Source organism: Lactobacillus laiwuensis, assembly GCF_019972835.1.
GTDB classification, from domain to species: Bacteria; Bacillota; Bacilli; order Lactobacillales; family Lactobacillaceae; genus Lactobacillus; species Lactobacillus laiwuensis.
The window spans coordinates 305,404-320,969 of sequence record NZ_BPPB01000004.1; the positions used below are offsets into that span (position 1 = coordinate 305,404).

Sequence of the window (15,566 nt, forward strand, 5' to 3'; positions counted from 1 at the left end):
ATTCTCACTTTACCATGAGAATCTTTTATTTTAATATAAATTTAGTTTATTAAGGTAAAATATTATTAAATTAAGCATATAATTTACAGTTGACTACTGAAGGACACGTTTTGCTACACATGGATAAAAATATGAACTGATTGTTTGTAATACTACGCCTTGCTCTGGAGTTGCAGCACTGATATACTGATTATTTCCAACATAAATCCCCACATGATAAGGCGCATCTGTCGAACCCCAATATAATAGATCTCCAGGCTGCAACTGGCTCATTGCCACTGTTTGCCCAATTTTTACTTGGTCAGTTGTTATTCGTGGTAATTTCACACCACCAGCCTGATTATATACATATTGAACTAAACCAGAGCAATCAAAGTTTTCTGGACCGTTGCCACCCCAAGCATAGCCCTTACCTAATTGACTTTCAGCTAAATTGACTACAGCCTGAGCGCGCTTTGAAACATTGTCAGAAACAATAGTATTAGCTATATTAATTGGATTTACATTAGTTTTACTGTTCTTCTTTTTAATAACATTATTTAAACGAGGAACCACTACTTTTTGTTTTTGAACCTTTTGTTTTTTTGGTATTTTTAATGCTTTCTTAAGTTTTACTTTTTTACTTTTCTTTTTTGTAGCAACAAATTTTACTTGTTCACGAGCAGTTTTAGCATCAGATTTTTCTTCCAAATCTTCAGTATAGCGAGCCTCAATCCACTCACTATCACCAATCATATACCATAGCTTGCCTTTGCGATCCACCGCAGTTTTAACCACGTTCCACTTACTTTTATTTTTGGCATGAAAACTTATTAGTTGTCCACCTTCATAATTCGTCCAAATTTTTACTTCTTTGTTAGGCAAGCAACTAATTTGCACTCGTTTGACAGGCTCCTTTAATGTAGCAGCATCCACAGCCTTTTGTGGAGCAGCAACGCCAATTCCGGTTAGCGTCAATGCTGCAGCAAGCCCCATTTCCCAAAAATTACGCTTCATCAAATCAGCTCTCCTTCAATAGCTTAATGTGATCATCAATCAGTATTCAATTTTATTTTAAACGCTTTAAATATTTAATCAAGTTACACTAATCAAACAATACTAAAAAAACACTTAGAAGCATTCTAAGTGTTTTAATTTATTTAAAACATATTCTCTTAATCAAGAACACGTTTTGCAACCGATGGGTAGAAATATGAACTTAAATTTTCTTTTACAACCCCTTGAGCTGGAGTAGCAGCATGAACATACTGATTGTCGCCAACATAGATTCCTACATGATATGGAGCAGTTGCAGAACCCCAAAATAGAAGGTCACCCGGTTTTAAATTTTGCATTGAGACTTTCTTGCCCTGCTTAGCTTGTGCATAAGTTGTACGACTCAAATTTACCCCAGTAGCTTTACTATAAACATATTGGGCCAAACCTGAACAATCAAAACCATGAGGTCCATTTCCGCCCCATACATAAGATTTACCGACTTCTGCATTTGCTAAATCAACAACTTTTTCTGCCTGTTTTGCACTTTTCTTCTTAACAGTTCTAGCATGAACTTTTGCTATTTTAGTACCTGGCTTGACAGTATAACGAGCTTGAATCCATTGACCTTCACCAATTTCATACCAAGTATTCCCTTTTTTGTCAATTGCACTGCTTAAAACGTGCACTGTTTTGCCGTGTTTGATCCTTTTACCAGTAAAAGCAGGATTTTCATAATTATCCCAAACATTAATGCCATATCCAGGAACATAATTGATTTTTAGCTTGTTGGTAGCTGCTTTAACATTAGTAGTCGCAGAGCCAGTATTAACTGCATTCGCAATTCCAAAGCCTGTAATAGTCAAGGCCGCAGCAGTAGTAAATTTAACCAAATTACTTTTAACATTCAAAATCAAAATCCCCCCGTATTCGCATCAAGTTGTTTTAAAATTAAGTTCTATTTCTATGTTACAAAATCAATTTTACACGCATATTGTTACAATAAGGTTACAATAATAATACCGGTAAGTAAAAAAGCCCTTTCAACTACACTGTAGCTAAAAGAACGACAATTTTTCAAATTTTAAAATATAGAATCAGAGTTTAATTAGTCTAAGATACGTTTAGCAGCGGAGGGATAGAAATAGGCACTAAGTGATTGTTTTAAAACACCTTGACTTGGTGTAGCTGCATGAACAAATTGGTTATCTCCAACATAGATGCCAACGTGATAAGGGGCAACGGAAGAACCCCAGAAAAGCAAATCGCCCTTCTTCAATTTTTTTAATGAAACTTTTTTACCTTGTGTTACTTGAGAGTACGTGGTTCTTGGTAAAGTTTTATTTCCAGCTTTTTTATAAACATATTGAACTAAACCAGAACAATCAAAAGAATAAGGACCTGTAGCACCATATACATATCCTTTGCCCACCTGTTTTTTGGCTAACTTAGCTACAGCTGTCCGCTTTTTGGTCACTGCACTGGCACTGACATCATTCACTGTGGCAGCACTGGCTACTGTTACACTAGTTGCACCAGTGAAAAACAAAGCTATGACAGTTATTAATCTAATTAATATCTTTGAATGTCCGTGTTTCAAAATTAAACTCTTTTCTAATTCATATGCGAAAATTGTTCGTAAATATAACAAATGATAGTTAGAAGTCACTCGTCCTATTTCTTCGACATTTTCTATGATACTCATTCAATGTTACACATTTGTTTCAAACGAGCTACAAAACATTAAGAATTTTATTTTTGAAACAGGTAATTTTTTACAAAAGTAATTTAATTAGTTCAGTGTTTTTCTGAGGTCTGTGACAATGTTGAGGAGTATTTTTTCGGTCTGCTGCCAGTTACTATTAATTAACACGTGGGCATCTTTTTTAAGGTTATCAGGTAACACATTTAGTTCACTGCCACTTAATCGCTCTTTAATTTTATGAGGATCATCACCTCTTTTTAGTAAACGTTCAGCAAGCATTTCTTTAGAGCTGGTAGTAATATATAAAAAATAAACTTGACTACTGATTGCAGCTAAATACGAAGCAGCTCCCTTAATATCAACAATCAAGGATACAACATCATGGTCCAGCCAGGCATTTTCTAATGCTTCTCTGCTTGAACCATATTGGTATGAGCCATATTTAACGTGCTCAAAAAAATGTAGTTTTTTAAAACTGGCATCGGTTTCAAAATGATAAGAGCTTTCGGGGCTTTCTCCTGGTCTAATTGGTCTAGTCGTATGAGTCAAGACTCTGGGAATATTAAACTTATTTGCTAAGTATTCTGAAATAGTTGTTTTGCCTGCACCACTGGGGCCAGCAATTAAAATTAATTTTTGCAAAATCCAAGCTTCCTTTACTTGAAAACAATTCGCTTTTATAATAATATCTTTCTATTATAATGAAACATGGGTAAGAGAGGAAGTAAAACTTATTATGAAAAAAGCAGATGTGAAAGCAGATGACATTCTTAGCGCCAAATCTGAAGAAGAGCTGACAAAGCCTTTTCTTGGTAAAGTGGAAAAAATTTACGAAAATTCTGCCCTGCTAAAAATTATTGATTATGATCCGACTGATAAGACCGCAGTTAGTGACTTAAATCAAAAAATAGTAGTCAATTTTAAGAATTTAAAGAGCGTTCCTAAAAAGAAAATTAAGGAAATTCAGGCTTTGGCCAAAAGTGATGTTAAAGTAGAAAAAATTAAAAAAGCTGCCACAGAAAAAGCAAATACTGACAAGAAGAAAGATTAATAGCTATTTTTTAATTAAGAAACAGTGAATAAAGATTCACTGCTCTTTTTTTTTGCTGTGTTTTTGCCTAAAATTAAACCATGAAAATATTTATGATATGGAGAAAAAAGTGAAAGAAAAAGCAAGAACTGTCTTATTTTGGTTCATTTTAATTCAACCTTTTTTAGATTTATATTGGTTTTATCACGGCAATCTGGCCAATATTTTACCATTTACTCTGCCCACAATTATCCGTATTTTGGCTGTGGCAACTCTAGTTTGCCTTTACTTCAGTTCGAAAAATTCCTGGCAAAAACTGTCACAGGAAAAATGGCTGCTAATTTATATTATTCTTTTAGTTATCTATTCAGTATTCCATTTAATACATGTGCAGCACTTTACCAGTATTAGCCCCGACAATTACGGCTATACCGCGAGCGGTGAAGTTTTTTATTTAATCAGAATGATGCTGCCCTTAACGGTGCTATATTTGACTAATGAATTAGACTTTAGTCAAAAACAACTGCAACTGGTGATTGAAGGTATTTCAGGACTTTTTTCAGGCACTATCGTTCTTTCCAATCTTTTTGTTATTTCTCTTAAATCGTATGAGACAGGAACTATCAGCGCCAACATTTTTGAGTGGTTTTTTAATCCTAATATTGGCTATTCTCATATGGCTTCTAAAGGTTTCTTCAATTTTACCAATATGATCTCGGCCGTTCTCTTCATGTTGCTGCCACTTATGCTCTACTATCTTTTTGCTTCATTTAACTGGCATACGGTTTTGCTAAATGTTGTGCAGGCTTTGGCAATGATTGAAATTGGTACTAAAGTAGCAGCTATTGGCCTAATTGGAGGCATAATTATTGGCCTTATCCTGTTTGGTCTACATAAATATTTGATTAAAAATGTAAAAAACGGTGGCAAGGCATTTTTAGTTGCTGTCCTAATAGAAGTAGCATCCCTGGTGATTTTACCTTTTGGCCCTGCAATTCAGCGTTACAATTATGAAATTTATTTAGCCAAACAATCTGACCACGACTTAACTGATGAAAAAAATGAGCTGGCTGCGGGCTTACAAAAATATCCCAGTGGCGAAAAAAGAGCTGAATTTTTACGTTACTTCATTAAGAAAAATTATCAGGAATATGCTCTCAATCCCAAGTTTGTTTTCAAAAGTTACCCATACCAGTATGATCCAGAATTTTGGCTCAAAATTATGAATGAACCGGGTCAAGCGCGGATGGAAAATCGCCATATTGAAAAGGCAATGCTTAATCAAGTAGTCAAAACCAATAACAACAAGCTAGATAAATTTTTGGGAATTTCGTACATTCGAGAAAATAATATTTTTAATTTAGAACGCGATTTTACCGCCCAAATATATTCTTTAGGCTGGCTCGGAATGCTCCTGTTTGTCGGACCATATTTGGCAGTTTTATTTTATGGAGCATACAGGTGGCTAAGATATAAGTCAGCACGCACTTATTTAGTCAGTTCTTTAATTGTTTCCAGCAGCTTCATTTTACTCGCTGCTTTTTCCTCTGGTAATGTAGTCGACTTCTTGACAGCCAGCTTTATTCTCGCTTTTGTCGAAGGAAATCTCCTGGTTCAAGTTCGCAAAAAAGAAACAATACAGACTTCTAATTAAGGGGCTCATGTCGCTATCGGACTCGGTCCCTTTATTTTTACCTTTATTAACTTTTTTGACCATTAGAAAACCCCGAAATTTATCCAATTTCGGGGTTTAAACTAAGTTAGTTGCTTAAATTTTATTCTTTATTCATTGTATCTGCTAATTCTTTAAACCATAAAGCACTCCTTTTAACATAACGCTTCTGAGTTTTGAAATCTACATAAAATAGACCATAACGTTTGTTGTAGCCATTTGCCCAGGAAAATTGATCTTGCAAAGACCATACAAAGTAGCCTTGGACATTCACTCCTTCACTGCGAGCTTTTAAAAGGGCAGCGACATGTTGATCAATGAAATCAATTCTTGGAGTATCATCAATAATCTTATCTGGGCTGACAAATTTATCCTTATAACCTAAACCATTTTCAGTCACATAAATTGTCTTGCAGTTAGGATAATCATGACTGATACGTTTTAATGTGTCATAGAGACCCTGTGGGAAAATATTCCAATCCCAATCAGTTGTCGGTACCCCTGGCTTTTTGACAGTTTCTCCTACTCCCTTAAACTTAAAGGAAGAAGTACCCTTGTCACCAGTACCGTTAAAGTGATTTTCACTTTCGCCATGATACGCTTTAATAAACTGATTTTGATAATAGTTTAAACCAAAAATATCATTTTGTGATGCAGCTTTAGCGAGAATAGCGAGATCACCGTCTTGAATATCCAAATGAGCATCATTTAACTGCAATATTTCATTAATTGATGCCATGGTATCGTCTGAGTAATAGCCTAAGAACGTCCCGTCAAGCAAAAATTTATTCAAAAACGCATCTTGCAATTTAGCTGCATGTTTATCTTCAGTGCTGGTTGATATGGGATATACCGGTTGAATAACATGAATTAGACCAATTCTGCCTGGTAAACCCAGCTCTTTATATAAATTAACCACTCTGGCGTGTGCCACTAACTCGTTATGTTCAGCCTGAATTGCACTAGTAACGTCAAAATGATGGTTTGGCGGGAAAGTACCGGCAATGTACTGTGAATATGCTAAAGAAATTAGTTCATTAATTGTAAACCAGTTTTTTACTTCTTTAAATTCATTAAAGCAAAATTTAGCATAGTCCACAAAGTAATCAATATTCTTACGGTTTAACCAGTCACCATTATCAAATAAAGTTTTAGGACTATCAAAATGATGTAGGCTAACGTAAGGTTCAATGCCATTATCAAGACATTCTTTGAACAATTTATGATAATATTCCACGCCTTTTTGGTTTACTTGACCGTAACCCTCAGGAAAGATTCTGGTCCAAGCAATTGAAACGCGCACAGCATTTAAACCATATTTTTTGGCAAGCCCAATGTCTTCTGGATACCGGTTGTAAAAGTCACTGGCAGGATCTGGTGAAAATCTGCCCTGCTTTTCAAGGTAATCATCCCACATTGTTTTGCCCTTACCATCAACTTGAGTGCTACCTTCAACTTGATAAGCGGCAGTGGCACCTCCCCACACGAAATCGTGAGGTAATTTTTGTACTCTATTTAGTAAAGTCATTTTATTCTCCTTTATTCAGAAATGTTAGCAATTATCAGATCCAGACACTTGTCAGCATGCTGGGTCATATCAATATATTGCTTCCCGGTAGTCGTAATCATCTTAGCGTTATTCTTATCACATTCTTTTTGCAGCTCATCTTTCATCGCATTCATTTGCGGCGCCAAAATAACGATGTCCATTCCTGAAAGCAAATCGTGGTGAGCACCAAATGAAGTAGCAGCCACTGCTAAAGGCAAATTGTTTTCAGCAGCTAACTTGTTTAAGGCTTTGGCCAAAATACCACTGGTACCACCACCAGCACAAAGTACGAGCACATTGAGACTTTTACCATCTTTTGTTTTAGCTAGTGGAATTTTGCTTTCACTTGCAGTTTTATTAGTATTATTTTCAGAAACAGAAGCTGTTGGTTCGGTACTGGTATTAGTAGCAGTTGCACTAGTAGAATCGCTTGTGTTATTAGTTACTTTTGCTTCTTCTTCAGCACATTTTTGAATATCATAAGCTTTAAAGAACGGGTAGTACATTACAACATCTACAACTAAAAGCAAAATTGCCAAAATAATTGAACCAACTGAGAATCCTGTACCCATTATTAATCCAAGTGTTCCTGGCGTAGTCCAAGGAAGGTTATAAATAAAGCCAGGCATGTGGAAGACATCAACAAATATTTTAAAAAGCCAGACATTGGCAATTGGTGTCAAAATGAAAGGAATAAAGAAGACTGGGTTCAAAATTAATGGTGCACCAAATAAAATTGGCTCATTAACCCCAAATAAAACTGGAATTGATGCAGCACGGCCTACTGCTTTTAATTCCTTTGATTTAGACATGAAAGCAAACATTAATGTAATTACTAAAGTGGCACCAGTACCACCTAAAGTAGCAACAAAGTATTGCGTACCTTGAGCTAAAATTCTGTTTGCGCCAGCAATATTACCAGCTTTCCAAGCCGACAAGTTTAATTCAACATTGCTTAAATAAATAGCAGTGACTGCCGGTTCAACAATTGATGGCCCCTGGATTCCGATAAACCAGAAGAAAGCCATCGCACCATAAACTATTGCCAGACCAAAATAACCATCTGCTGCGGTAAATAATGGAGATAAAACTTGAATAATCCAGGCAGCTAAATTTGTCCCAGTCGCAGCTCTAAAAGCTAATGAAAATATCCAGAAGAAAAATGTACTAATTGCAAAAGGAATAATGTTTTTAAAGGCACCCGCAATATTTTGTGGTACAGCATCTGGCAATTTAATCGTAATATTATGTTTAAAACATTGATAGTATACATTAGGAACTATAAATGCTACCAGAAAGGCACAAATTAGTCCTTTAGTACCAATCATTGCAACTGCAAAATACAGGTTGTTCATTTTATCAGTTAAGGTATCAACTGCTACCAAGACAAAAGAAACCTGAGCAGTAAATTGCACACCTACGGTTGGAATTTGATCTGTTTTTGGTAAATCAAGATTAAACGAATCAGTTAAAGCCTTGGCAACTGATGAAGATGCCATCAAGGCTAAAACGCCCATTGACATGTTATAAAACATGTTTAAAGCATTAGCCACTTTAGTGGGCCAAGCAAAATGCCAAATTAAAGGCACATTTGCTATTAATAAAAAGATACTGGAAAAGATAATGATTGGCATTAAAGCTATAAAGCCATCTCTTACGGCACGCAAATATTTATTGGCAGCGACTTTTTGAAAGAAGGGCTGCGCTTTTTCTATTTGCTTAATTACAGCATTCATTTTTAAACCTCTCTTACTTATTTATTTTTTTGTTCATTCAATTCCTTTAAAGCGGAATTATACTTTTCATATAAATCAATAAAATACTTTGCTTCATCTCTTAAAAGCATCGTAGTCATTAATGTGTCTTGCCCGTGAGACATAATGAATGTAGTCTCCATTTCTTCACCACTGGCTTCTTTACTCATTAATTTTGTTTGTGCATTATGAGCATCATTTAGTGAACTATCTGCACTTTTGACTAATTCTCTAGCTTTGTCATAGTTGCCACCTCTAGCTTCATCTAAAGCATTGATTAATGCAGTCTTGGCATCACCTGCATAAGCAACTATTTCAAAACCGGCCATTGAAATTTCTTCTTTGGTTACCATATTTTTACTCCTTTTCCTCTTGTCCTAATATTTGATGAATGTGAATGATAAAATACACTCTTTCTGCATCAGATGTATGAAAATTAAATTCAGCTTCTAACGCCTGAAAGATTTCCTGAGTTATTTGATATGACCGCGGATAAGCTTTGATCATGTCACATTCAATCTTCTTATCAATAGAATCCTTCTTTTCTGGTGGCCGCCAGAGCCTTTTAGCCAGATACTGCAGATGAATCAGAAACCGCCTGAAACTATCCCGATTTTTGCTGCTTTGATAAACATTATTGTTGTCTAACACATTGAGTACCACGTTAATTAACTTGGAGGTGTCAAAAATATATTTTGATTTGCCTTCATGCTTTACAATGCCATTAGGGATCTTGCTATTGATAAAATGAAGGGCTATGCTTTTAACCTCTGAATTTGGAAACTCTACGTCTAACTTGTCATTAATAATTACAAGTGCTTCTTTTGCTATTTGATACTCTTCAGGATACTTTGCACTTAAATCTGGAATTTCATTTTCTTGATATTTTCCTGCAAGGAGCAATTTGTATGCTCCGTTAATATGTTCACTTAATGTTAAATAAATCGAATCATAAACCTGGAAACGATAATTTATTCTTGCATTTTCAATAACTGCAAAAACTGCTGCAATTATATCTGCCGGAATATTATGAAATAAATAATTAAACGACTCTTTATCCTTCTTATTATCTAAATAAAAAATCTTCTGAATTTTACTAGAATCAACATGCCTGTTTTTTCCTTGTTCAAATCCCACTCCCTTACCGAAAACAATTGCTTCTTGTCCTTTCCCAACATCTACTAAAATGCTGTTATTATTAAAAATTTTTTTAAGGCGCATATCTTTGTTCCTTTTTTACGAAAAAAAAGAGACTACTAGCAATAGCCGATGAATAATATAAAATTCATCAGTTTTACTAGTAGTCTCGCCTAATTTGATAGTAACAATCTACTTAAATTTTCAATGTAAATAAAGCATAACACACTTTTAAAATTATGCAAACGCTTTATTTAAATTAATTTTATTTTTCTTTGATAAATGATGGATCCGGAATTCTAATTAAATAGTAGCGAGTCGCATTATGCCCAGCATGCATTCCAATGCCATTCTGCCATACCTTTTTATAATCGGCCGTATAAATTGCAACATAAGCACGTTGATACTTGCGGTCCATTGTCTGCAGTTGTTTTTTATCATACGGAATTTTTGCGGCGTTCAGATCTAAGGGACTTTTGCCATAAGCTACCGTAGCAAAATCGCTGGATACTTTGATTTTCTTGCCTGGTCTGTAATAAGTAAAAGTCTGAGTACTAATTCTTTTCTTTTTCGAATTAATCGTAACGTAACTCGAATTACCTTCCCCAGTGTTCATGACAATAGGTTCGTAAGTAATGTGCGCTGTTATTTTACTGGTATCTTCAAGGTCAGGATTGTCCAACATAGTTTTGTTAAACAAGCATACTATACCGACAATCAAAACAACTACTTCAATAATGTCGATTAGAAAATTAGGCCAGCTAAACTGCTTGTGTTTCTTGATAATCATAGTAATTCGGCGTTTGCGAATATTTTGGACAACAAAAACTAAATAAAGAATAGCAATTACCCATAACAAAACTCCAAGTAGATTCCAGCTAACCATAACGGACCTCCTGCTTCTTTCTCCATTATATTGTAAAAAGTATCTTTTGAATAGCTGAGCTTAAAAATAGCATTCATTATTAAAGCAATAATAAAAAACCAATTTACCTGTTAAAAAATTGAGAATTTTTATTTAGCCTTTTTAGTAGTTGCTTTCTTAGTTTTACCAGTATTTTTAGGGGCAGACTTCTTTTTGATCGGAACTGAAGGTTTTTGATATTCACGCACCTGCTTTATTTTTTCCTGCATAGCATCCGTCAATTTAGCTGCAATATCTGTTTCATCCCGCTCAATCTCTTCTTCTGTTGCTAGCTGATCGATTCTAAATCCTGACGCATTCAAAAATTCTGATTGCGTTTCGAAATATATGGCAACAGGATATTCTTTACCTTCTTCAAAAAAATTAGCAATTTTTTTATAATTACTATAAGGTAAGTTAATAATATTGCTTTCTAAAGCAAAAGTAACAGTTCTCTGTCCGCTTATTTCAAGTGCAACATGACTTAATGAGCTATGCTTAAGTGCAGCTCTGGTTTCTTTAACCAGTTTAGTAGCCAACTCACGCAATTTTGCTTTTGACTTACCAATGTCTGCATATTTAACAGTTTCTAAGTCTTCAATATAATCTTGTTTTTCTATTTTTGCAGTTAAATCTTTTAAGCTTATTTCCAAATTTAAAACCCTTATCTAAATTTATTAATTTTTATCAGTCTTCTATACGATACTCAAATTTTTGTGTAAAAACAATTTTTTTATTTCTTTTAAAAAATATTTTTAAAAAACACTTTTGCTAATTAATGTTAACTAAAAATAGTTAAACGCTGTTTTTATTCAAAGAAAACCACTGTTTAAGCAAGATTTTTGCCAATATTAAATAACACTTTGCTCTATTAAATTTTGAAAAAGCGCTTTTATAAATTATTATTCAAAAAACTTAGCCGTATCTACTTTACAAGCGTTTTCACATAGAGTAAATTTAACATGTAACTAAAAATTTTTCACTAAATTTTTTAACTGAAAGGTAGACGAATATGTCAGATAAAGTTTACACAGATTATTTCTATAATTCCGAAGATTTTGATAAAAATCATGAAATGGGATACAAGGACCTTCACATTCCTGAAGGTGTTGAAGCTCAGCCTTTGATTGTTCCTCCAGTATTGGAGCCTGATAAACAAGAAAACAATGATGTTTGGTACACAATCGATTCTCAAGAAGGCGACTTCCAATTTTTACCAGGTAAGAAGACTCATACTTGGGGCTACAACTTCCCAGTTCTTGGTAAGACCATGGTTTTAACCAGAGGTCAACATGTTCACGTAACTTTGAAGAACAGCTTGCCAGAATTGACCACTTACCACTGGCACGGTATGGAACTTTCAGGTCCTGGTAACGATGGTGCTTGTCACTCTCCGGTTTACCCAGGAGAAGAAAAGCACATTGACTTCACAGTTAAACAACCAGCAGCTTTAACTTGGCTGCACGCTCACCCATGTCCATCAACTGCCATGCAAGTTTGGATGGGATTAGCTATGGGCGTTGTTATTACTGATGCCAACGAAGCTAAACTGCCAATTCCTAAGACTTACGGTAAGGACGAGTTTCCAATTATTTTGCAAGACCGTATTTTCCACGAAGACAACCAATTTGACTACAAGGCAGACTACAACGCAATGGGTATCTTTGGCGACACTCCAATCATCAATGGTGTTGTACGTCCATATGTTGATGTCACTACTCAAAAAGTACGTTTGCTCTTCTTAGGTGGTTCAAACCGTCGTGAATGGCGCCTGCACTTTAGTGATGACTTGGTAATGACCCAAATCGCTGGCGACGACTCATTCTTGGAGCACCCAGTTAAATTGACTAAAGTCTTAATTGGACCGGGTGAGCGTCAACAAGTAGTTGTTGATTTTAGCAATTACAAAGAAGGCGATGTTGTCAACCTCTACACTGACGACTTCAAGCTGGTTGAGTTTAGAATTCACAGCTATGAAAAAGATGACAGCGTAATTCCTGACACATTGTTCAAACCATACGATCCAGTTGTTAACCCTAACTCACCAGTTCCTCACGTTACTATGGATAACCACAACATGATCAACGGTAAGTTGTTCTCAATGGAAAGAATTGATATGAAGCAGGAATTGATGAATGCTGAATACTGGGACGTAACTAACACTAACGATAAAGTTAACGGCATGTTGCACCCATTCCACACTCACGGAGCTCACTTCCTGGTTGTATCACGCAACGGTAAAGAACCATATCCAAACGAAAGAGGCGTTTATAAAGACACTGTCGAAGTAGCACCTCAAGAAACAGTTCGCATAAAGGTTTACTTCCAAAACACTGGTGTCTTTATGTACCACTGCCACATTATCGAGCACGAAGATGCTGGTATGATGGCGCAAATTCAAATTGTTGATCCAAAAGACCCAGATAAGAAATATCATTTGATGGATATGGAAACTCTGAATAAGGCTTTTGCTGAAGAAAGAGGCGTTCCAGAAGATGAGGTCTTCTGCCCAGGTATGGACGTTGAAGGCATGGCAGTTAAGGGTGAAGATCACAGTCTTGATGCTTTATCAAGCGCAACTCACCACTAATTACTACTTTCAATAAAGAAAAAATAAAATTTAGCAAAATCGCTCATTAATTTGAGCGATTTTTTGCTTTTAATAATCATCCTATGTTTAAATAGCTTTATGAAAAAGAAAAGTTTTTCCTTTAAAGCTATTTTGATATTATTATTGGGTATTTTTTCTATAGGCTTAGTTTTTACAATCTTTAATTCTGCAGGTCTTAAAGACCGCTATGACTGGTTAACCTTGAAATCATCCCAGAAGTTAGATGTTCCTTTAGAAAATCAATATCCTGATCTGCCCAATGGCTGTGAAGTGACTTCTTTATCAATGCTTTTACGCTATTATGGTGTTAAAGTTAATAAACTCGATCTCTCAGAGAATATTAAGCACGTTTCTTCGTATACCGATGATGGAAAGTATCGGGGCAATCCCCATGTTGGCTTTGTTGGTTACATGAGTCAGGCTAATGCCGGTTGGTGCGTTTATAATGAGCCGCTAGAACAAGTTGGATTGAAGTATACTAAGCGTATTATAAATTTCACAAATCATGATTTTATTCAGGTAATGAAATTGGTTTCTGATGGACATCCGGTTTTGATTATTACTACCACCAATTTTAATCATGTTGGTGACATGCAAACGTGGCAGACAGCTCAAGGCGAAGTTCATGTGACTCCGTCTTCACACGCTTGCGTTATTACCGGCTTTGATAAAAAGGCACGAATCGTTTACGTTAATGATCCCTTTGGTCATAAAAATAAGAAAATTTCTTGGAAAAATCTCGAAAAAAGCTACAACCAGCAAGGCAAGCAAGCATTATATCTGGAATAGAAAAAAGAGCAGGTTCAATTAAGAATCTGCTCTTTTTCAAATCGAGGCCCGTCAAAATTAACAGGTGACTACTTCTGTTCACATCAGGTTGGTCAACCGCCAGCACTTCCCGTGCCTGCCACTAAAGGCGGACGTCCTCATACAAATACGCATCTCGCGTTTTTGTCGACTCGCATTAATTATTATACTTTTCTGAGTGGCGTTTGTAAAATTTTTTTATTCTGAAGAAAATTTCCACGCACATATTTGACAAAAGCATTCCCAAAGCAATTGAACCTGTCACAATTATCACTCTTAATACTGCATCATTTGCTCCTCGAAGATTACCAGATGTTAATTCACGCACAGCCTGATAAGCGGGAACGCCTGGTACTAAAGGCACAATTGCAGGAATGTAAAAAACTGTAGCCGGGCATTTTTTCATTCTAGCAAAAACTATCCCTAAAATGCCGATAGCAAAAGATCCTAGTAAATTTGATAATAACCGTCCCATTGACGCTCTCATTGCCAGCCAGTAAATAATCCAGCTAATAATACCACTGATACCGGCCAAATTAAGTACTCTGCGCGGGACATTGATTGTTAAGGCAAAGCCGGCTGAAGCAAGGTAGGCAAAAGCAACATTAATTACTATTTCTAACCAAAAAGGCATTTTTTAAGCTCCTAAAAATTTCAAGACAATACCAACTCCGCCGCCCAATGCAAATGCTGTCAGCAAAGCTTCACAGATTTTTACCATTCCTGAAAGAATATCACCTTTAAATAAGTCTCGCAATGCATTTGTCAAGGCCAGACCTGGCACTAAAGGCATCAATGCACCAGTTAGAATATGGTCAATAATCATTTGCGGAAAAAGTCGAACTAAGCTTGCTGCAATGACCGTCATAATCAGGGCTGCAACAAGTTCAGCCAGGAACCTAACGTTAGTAAAACGTTTAAAGTAATAAAATGAAAGAAACCCTATAGCTCCCACAACGGCCGCTGCGGGAAAATCAATCCAGTCATAATTATTCATGAACAATACCATAAGCGTTGCACTCAAAATTGCGGCACCAATTGTCTGCAGCCATATGGGAAAAGTAGGATAGCCTCCCTTTGCCATCTTGGTAACCTCGTTTTTAACCTCTTGCAAAGAAATTTTTTTATCTGCAAAAGCCCGGGACAAAGAATTAATGCGGTCAACTAGTTCAAGGTTGATATTGCGCTCATGTACAAGTGTGCTTTGGCAATAGTTACCGTGATCCAAGCTCATAAAAACACCCGTTGGCACCACAAAAACGCGTGGATCAGGTTCACCCGCACTTTTGGCAATGCGCACCATCGTATCTTCAACCCGATACATTTCGCTTCCGCCCTCAATCATTAATTCACCAGCAGTTAAGCAGGTCTCAAGCAAATCTTGGTAAAACAATTCACCTGGTCTAGCATTCATTTTTCACC

Annotated in this window: 16 protein-coding genes; 4 read left to right on the forward strand and 12 right to left on the reverse strand. The window is 35.9% G+C overall.

Annotated features, from left to right (window positions below; all coding sequences use genetic code 11):
* Positions 1-93: 93 nt before the first annotated feature.
* From LDM92_RS04205 to LDM92_RS04220, 4 genes are all read right to left on the reverse strand, one after another.
* Positions 94-996 carry a C40 family peptidase gene (locus LDM92_RS04205; protein WP_223902157.1) on the reverse strand — a complete coding sequence of 301 codons (903 nt, stop codon included), beginning with the start codon at positions 994-996 and terminating at the stop codon, positions 94-96.
* A 158-nt stretch (positions 997-1,154) separates the two neighbouring features.
* Positions 1,155-1,886, reverse strand: a complete 732-nt coding sequence (locus LDM92_RS04210) for a C40 family peptidase (RefSeq protein ID WP_223902158.1) — start codon at positions 1,884-1,886, stop codon at positions 1,155-1,157.
* Positions 1,887-2,083: 197 nt separating this feature from the next.
* Positions 2,084-2,680, reverse strand: a complete 597-nt coding sequence (locus tag LDM92_RS04215) for a C40 family peptidase (RefSeq protein WP_223902159.1) — start codon at positions 2,678-2,680, stop codon at positions 2,084-2,086.
* 87 nt (positions 2,681-2,767) lie between these two features.
* On the reverse strand, positions 2,768-3,322 hold the full coding sequence (locus LDM92_RS04220; protein ID WP_223902160.1) for a guanylate kinase: 555 nt from the start codon (positions 3,320-3,322) through the stop codon (positions 2,768-2,770).
* A gap of 94 nt (positions 3,323-3,416) precedes the next feature.
* On the opposite strand from LDM92_RS04220, the gene LDM92_RS04225 reads away from it, so the two are divergent.
* Positions 3,417-3,731 (forward strand): DUF2187 domain-containing protein, encoded by a 315-nt coding sequence (locus LDM92_RS04225; RefSeq protein WP_223902161.1) that lies wholly within the window; start codon positions 3,417-3,419, stop codon positions 3,729-3,731.
* A gap of 109 nt (positions 3,732-3,840) precedes the next feature.
* The gene (locus LDM92_RS04230) at positions 3,841-5,364 is read left to right on the forward strand and encodes an O-antigen ligase family protein (RefSeq protein ID WP_223902162.1); all 1,524 of its coding nucleotides are present in this window, start codon (positions 3,841-3,843) and stop codon (positions 5,362-5,364) included.
* A gap of 121 nt (positions 5,365-5,485) precedes the next feature.
* Here the strand turns inward: LDM92_RS04230 and lacG are convergent, their stop codons facing one another.
* From lacG to LDM92_RS04260, 6 genes are all read right to left on the reverse strand, one after another.
* Positions 5,486-6,910, reverse strand: a complete 1,425-nt coding sequence (gene lacG / locus LDM92_RS04235; RefSeq protein ID WP_223902163.1) for a 6-phospho-beta-galactosidase — start codon at positions 6,908-6,910, stop codon at positions 5,486-5,488.
* Between the two features lie 11 nt (positions 6,911-6,921).
* Positions 6,922-8,667 carry a PTS lactose transporter subunit IIBC gene (locus LDM92_RS04240; protein ID WP_223902164.1) on the reverse strand — a complete coding sequence of 582 codons (1,746 nt, stop codon included), beginning with the start codon at positions 8,665-8,667 and terminating at the stop codon, positions 6,922-6,924.
* Positions 8,668-8,684: 17 nt separating this feature from the next.
* Positions 8,685-9,038 carry a PTS lactose/cellobiose transporter subunit IIA gene (locus LDM92_RS04245; RefSeq protein WP_223902165.1) on the reverse strand — a complete coding sequence of 118 codons (354 nt, stop codon included), beginning with the start codon at positions 9,036-9,038 and terminating at the stop codon, positions 8,685-8,687.
* 4 nt (positions 9,039-9,042) lie between these two features.
* Entirely contained in the window at positions 9,043-9,906 is an 864-nt protein-coding gene (locus LDM92_RS04250; RefSeq protein ID WP_223902166.1) for a PRD domain-containing protein, read from the reverse strand.
* A gap of 181 nt (positions 9,907-10,087) precedes the next feature.
* Complete coding sequence (locus LDM92_RS04255) at positions 10,088-10,708, reverse strand: LVIS_2131 family protein (RefSeq protein ID WP_223902167.1); 621 nt, start codon at positions 10,706-10,708, stop codon at positions 10,088-10,090.
* Between the two features lie 128 nt (positions 10,709-10,836).
* Entirely contained in the window at positions 10,837-11,379 is a 543-nt protein-coding gene (locus LDM92_RS04260; RefSeq protein WP_223902168.1) for a hypothetical protein, read from the reverse strand.
* 359 nt (positions 11,380-11,738) lie between these two features.
* Here LDM92_RS04260 and LDM92_RS04265 point away from each other — a divergent pair, with 359 nt between their 5' ends.
* Together LDM92_RS04265 and LDM92_RS04270 are read left to right on the forward strand one after the other, a co-directional pair.
* A complete protein-coding gene (locus LDM92_RS04265; RefSeq protein WP_223902169.1) occupies positions 11,739-13,316 on the forward strand; it encodes a multicopper oxidase family protein in 1,578 nt (525 codons plus the stop codon).
* A 99-nt stretch (positions 13,317-13,415) separates the two neighbouring features.
* On the forward strand, positions 13,416-14,126 hold the full coding sequence (locus LDM92_RS04270; protein WP_223902170.1) for a C39 family peptidase: 711 nt from the start codon (positions 13,416-13,418) through the stop codon (positions 14,124-14,126).
* Between the two features lie 175 nt (positions 14,127-14,301).
* On the opposite strand, the gene LDM92_RS04275 is transcribed toward LDM92_RS04270, so the two are convergent.
* Together LDM92_RS04275 and LDM92_RS04280 are read right to left on the reverse strand one after the other, a co-directional pair.
* Complete coding sequence (locus tag LDM92_RS04275) at positions 14,302-14,778, reverse strand: threonine/serine exporter family protein (protein WP_223902171.1); 477 nt, start codon at positions 14,776-14,778, stop codon at positions 14,302-14,304.
* A 3-nt stretch (positions 14,779-14,781) separates the two neighbouring features.
* On the reverse strand, positions 14,782-15,558 hold the full coding sequence (locus LDM92_RS04280; RefSeq protein WP_223902172.1) for a threonine/serine exporter family protein: 777 nt from the start codon (positions 15,556-15,558) through the stop codon (positions 14,782-14,784).
* Positions 15,559-15,566 lie beyond the last annotated feature (8 nt).

Coding starts and splice junctions, on each gene's coding strand:
- LDM92_RS04245 (WP_223902165.1), bottom strand. CDS start 9,038: ATGGTAACCAAAGAAGAAATTTCAATGGCCGGTTTTGAAATAGTTGCT.
- LDM92_RS04270 (WP_223902170.1), top strand. CDS start 13,416: ATGAAAAAGAAAAGTTTTTCCTTTAAAGCTATTTTGATATTATTATTG.
- LDM92_RS04280 (WP_223902172.1), bottom strand. CDS start 15,558: ATGAATGCTAGACCAGGTGAATTGTTTTACCAAGATTTGCTTGAGACC.
- LDM92_RS04205 (WP_223902157.1), bottom strand. CDS start 996: ATGAAGCGTAATTTTTGGGAAATGGGGCTTGCTGCAGCATTGACGCTA.
- LDM92_RS04225 (WP_223902161.1), top strand. CDS start 3,417: ATGAAAAAAGCAGATGTGAAAGCAGATGACATTCTTAGCGCCAAATCT.
- LDM92_RS04250 (WP_223902166.1), bottom strand. CDS start 9,906: ATGCGCCTTAAAAAAATTTTTAATAATAACAGCATTTTAGTAGATGTT.
- LDM92_RS04255 (WP_223902167.1), bottom strand. CDS start 10,708: ATGGTTAGCTGGAATCTACTTGGAGTTTTGTTATGGGTAATTGCTATT.
- LDM92_RS04265 (WP_223902169.1), top strand. CDS start 11,739: ATGTCAGATAAAGTTTACACAGATTATTTCTATAATTCCGAAGATTTT.
- lacG (WP_223902163.1), bottom strand. CDS start 6,910: ATGACTTTACTAAATAGAGTACAAAAATTACCTCACGATTTCGTGTGG.
- LDM92_RS04240 (WP_223902164.1), bottom strand. CDS start 8,667: ATGAATGCTGTAATTAAGCAAATAGAAAAAGCGCAGCCCTTCTTTCAA.
- LDM92_RS04275 (WP_223902171.1), bottom strand. CDS start 14,778: ATGCCTTTTTGGTTAGAAATAGTAATTAATGTTGCTTTTGCCTACCTT.
- LDM92_RS04215 (WP_223902159.1), bottom strand. CDS start 2,680: ATGAGTATCATAGAAAATGTCGAAGAAATAGGACGAGTGACTTCTAAC.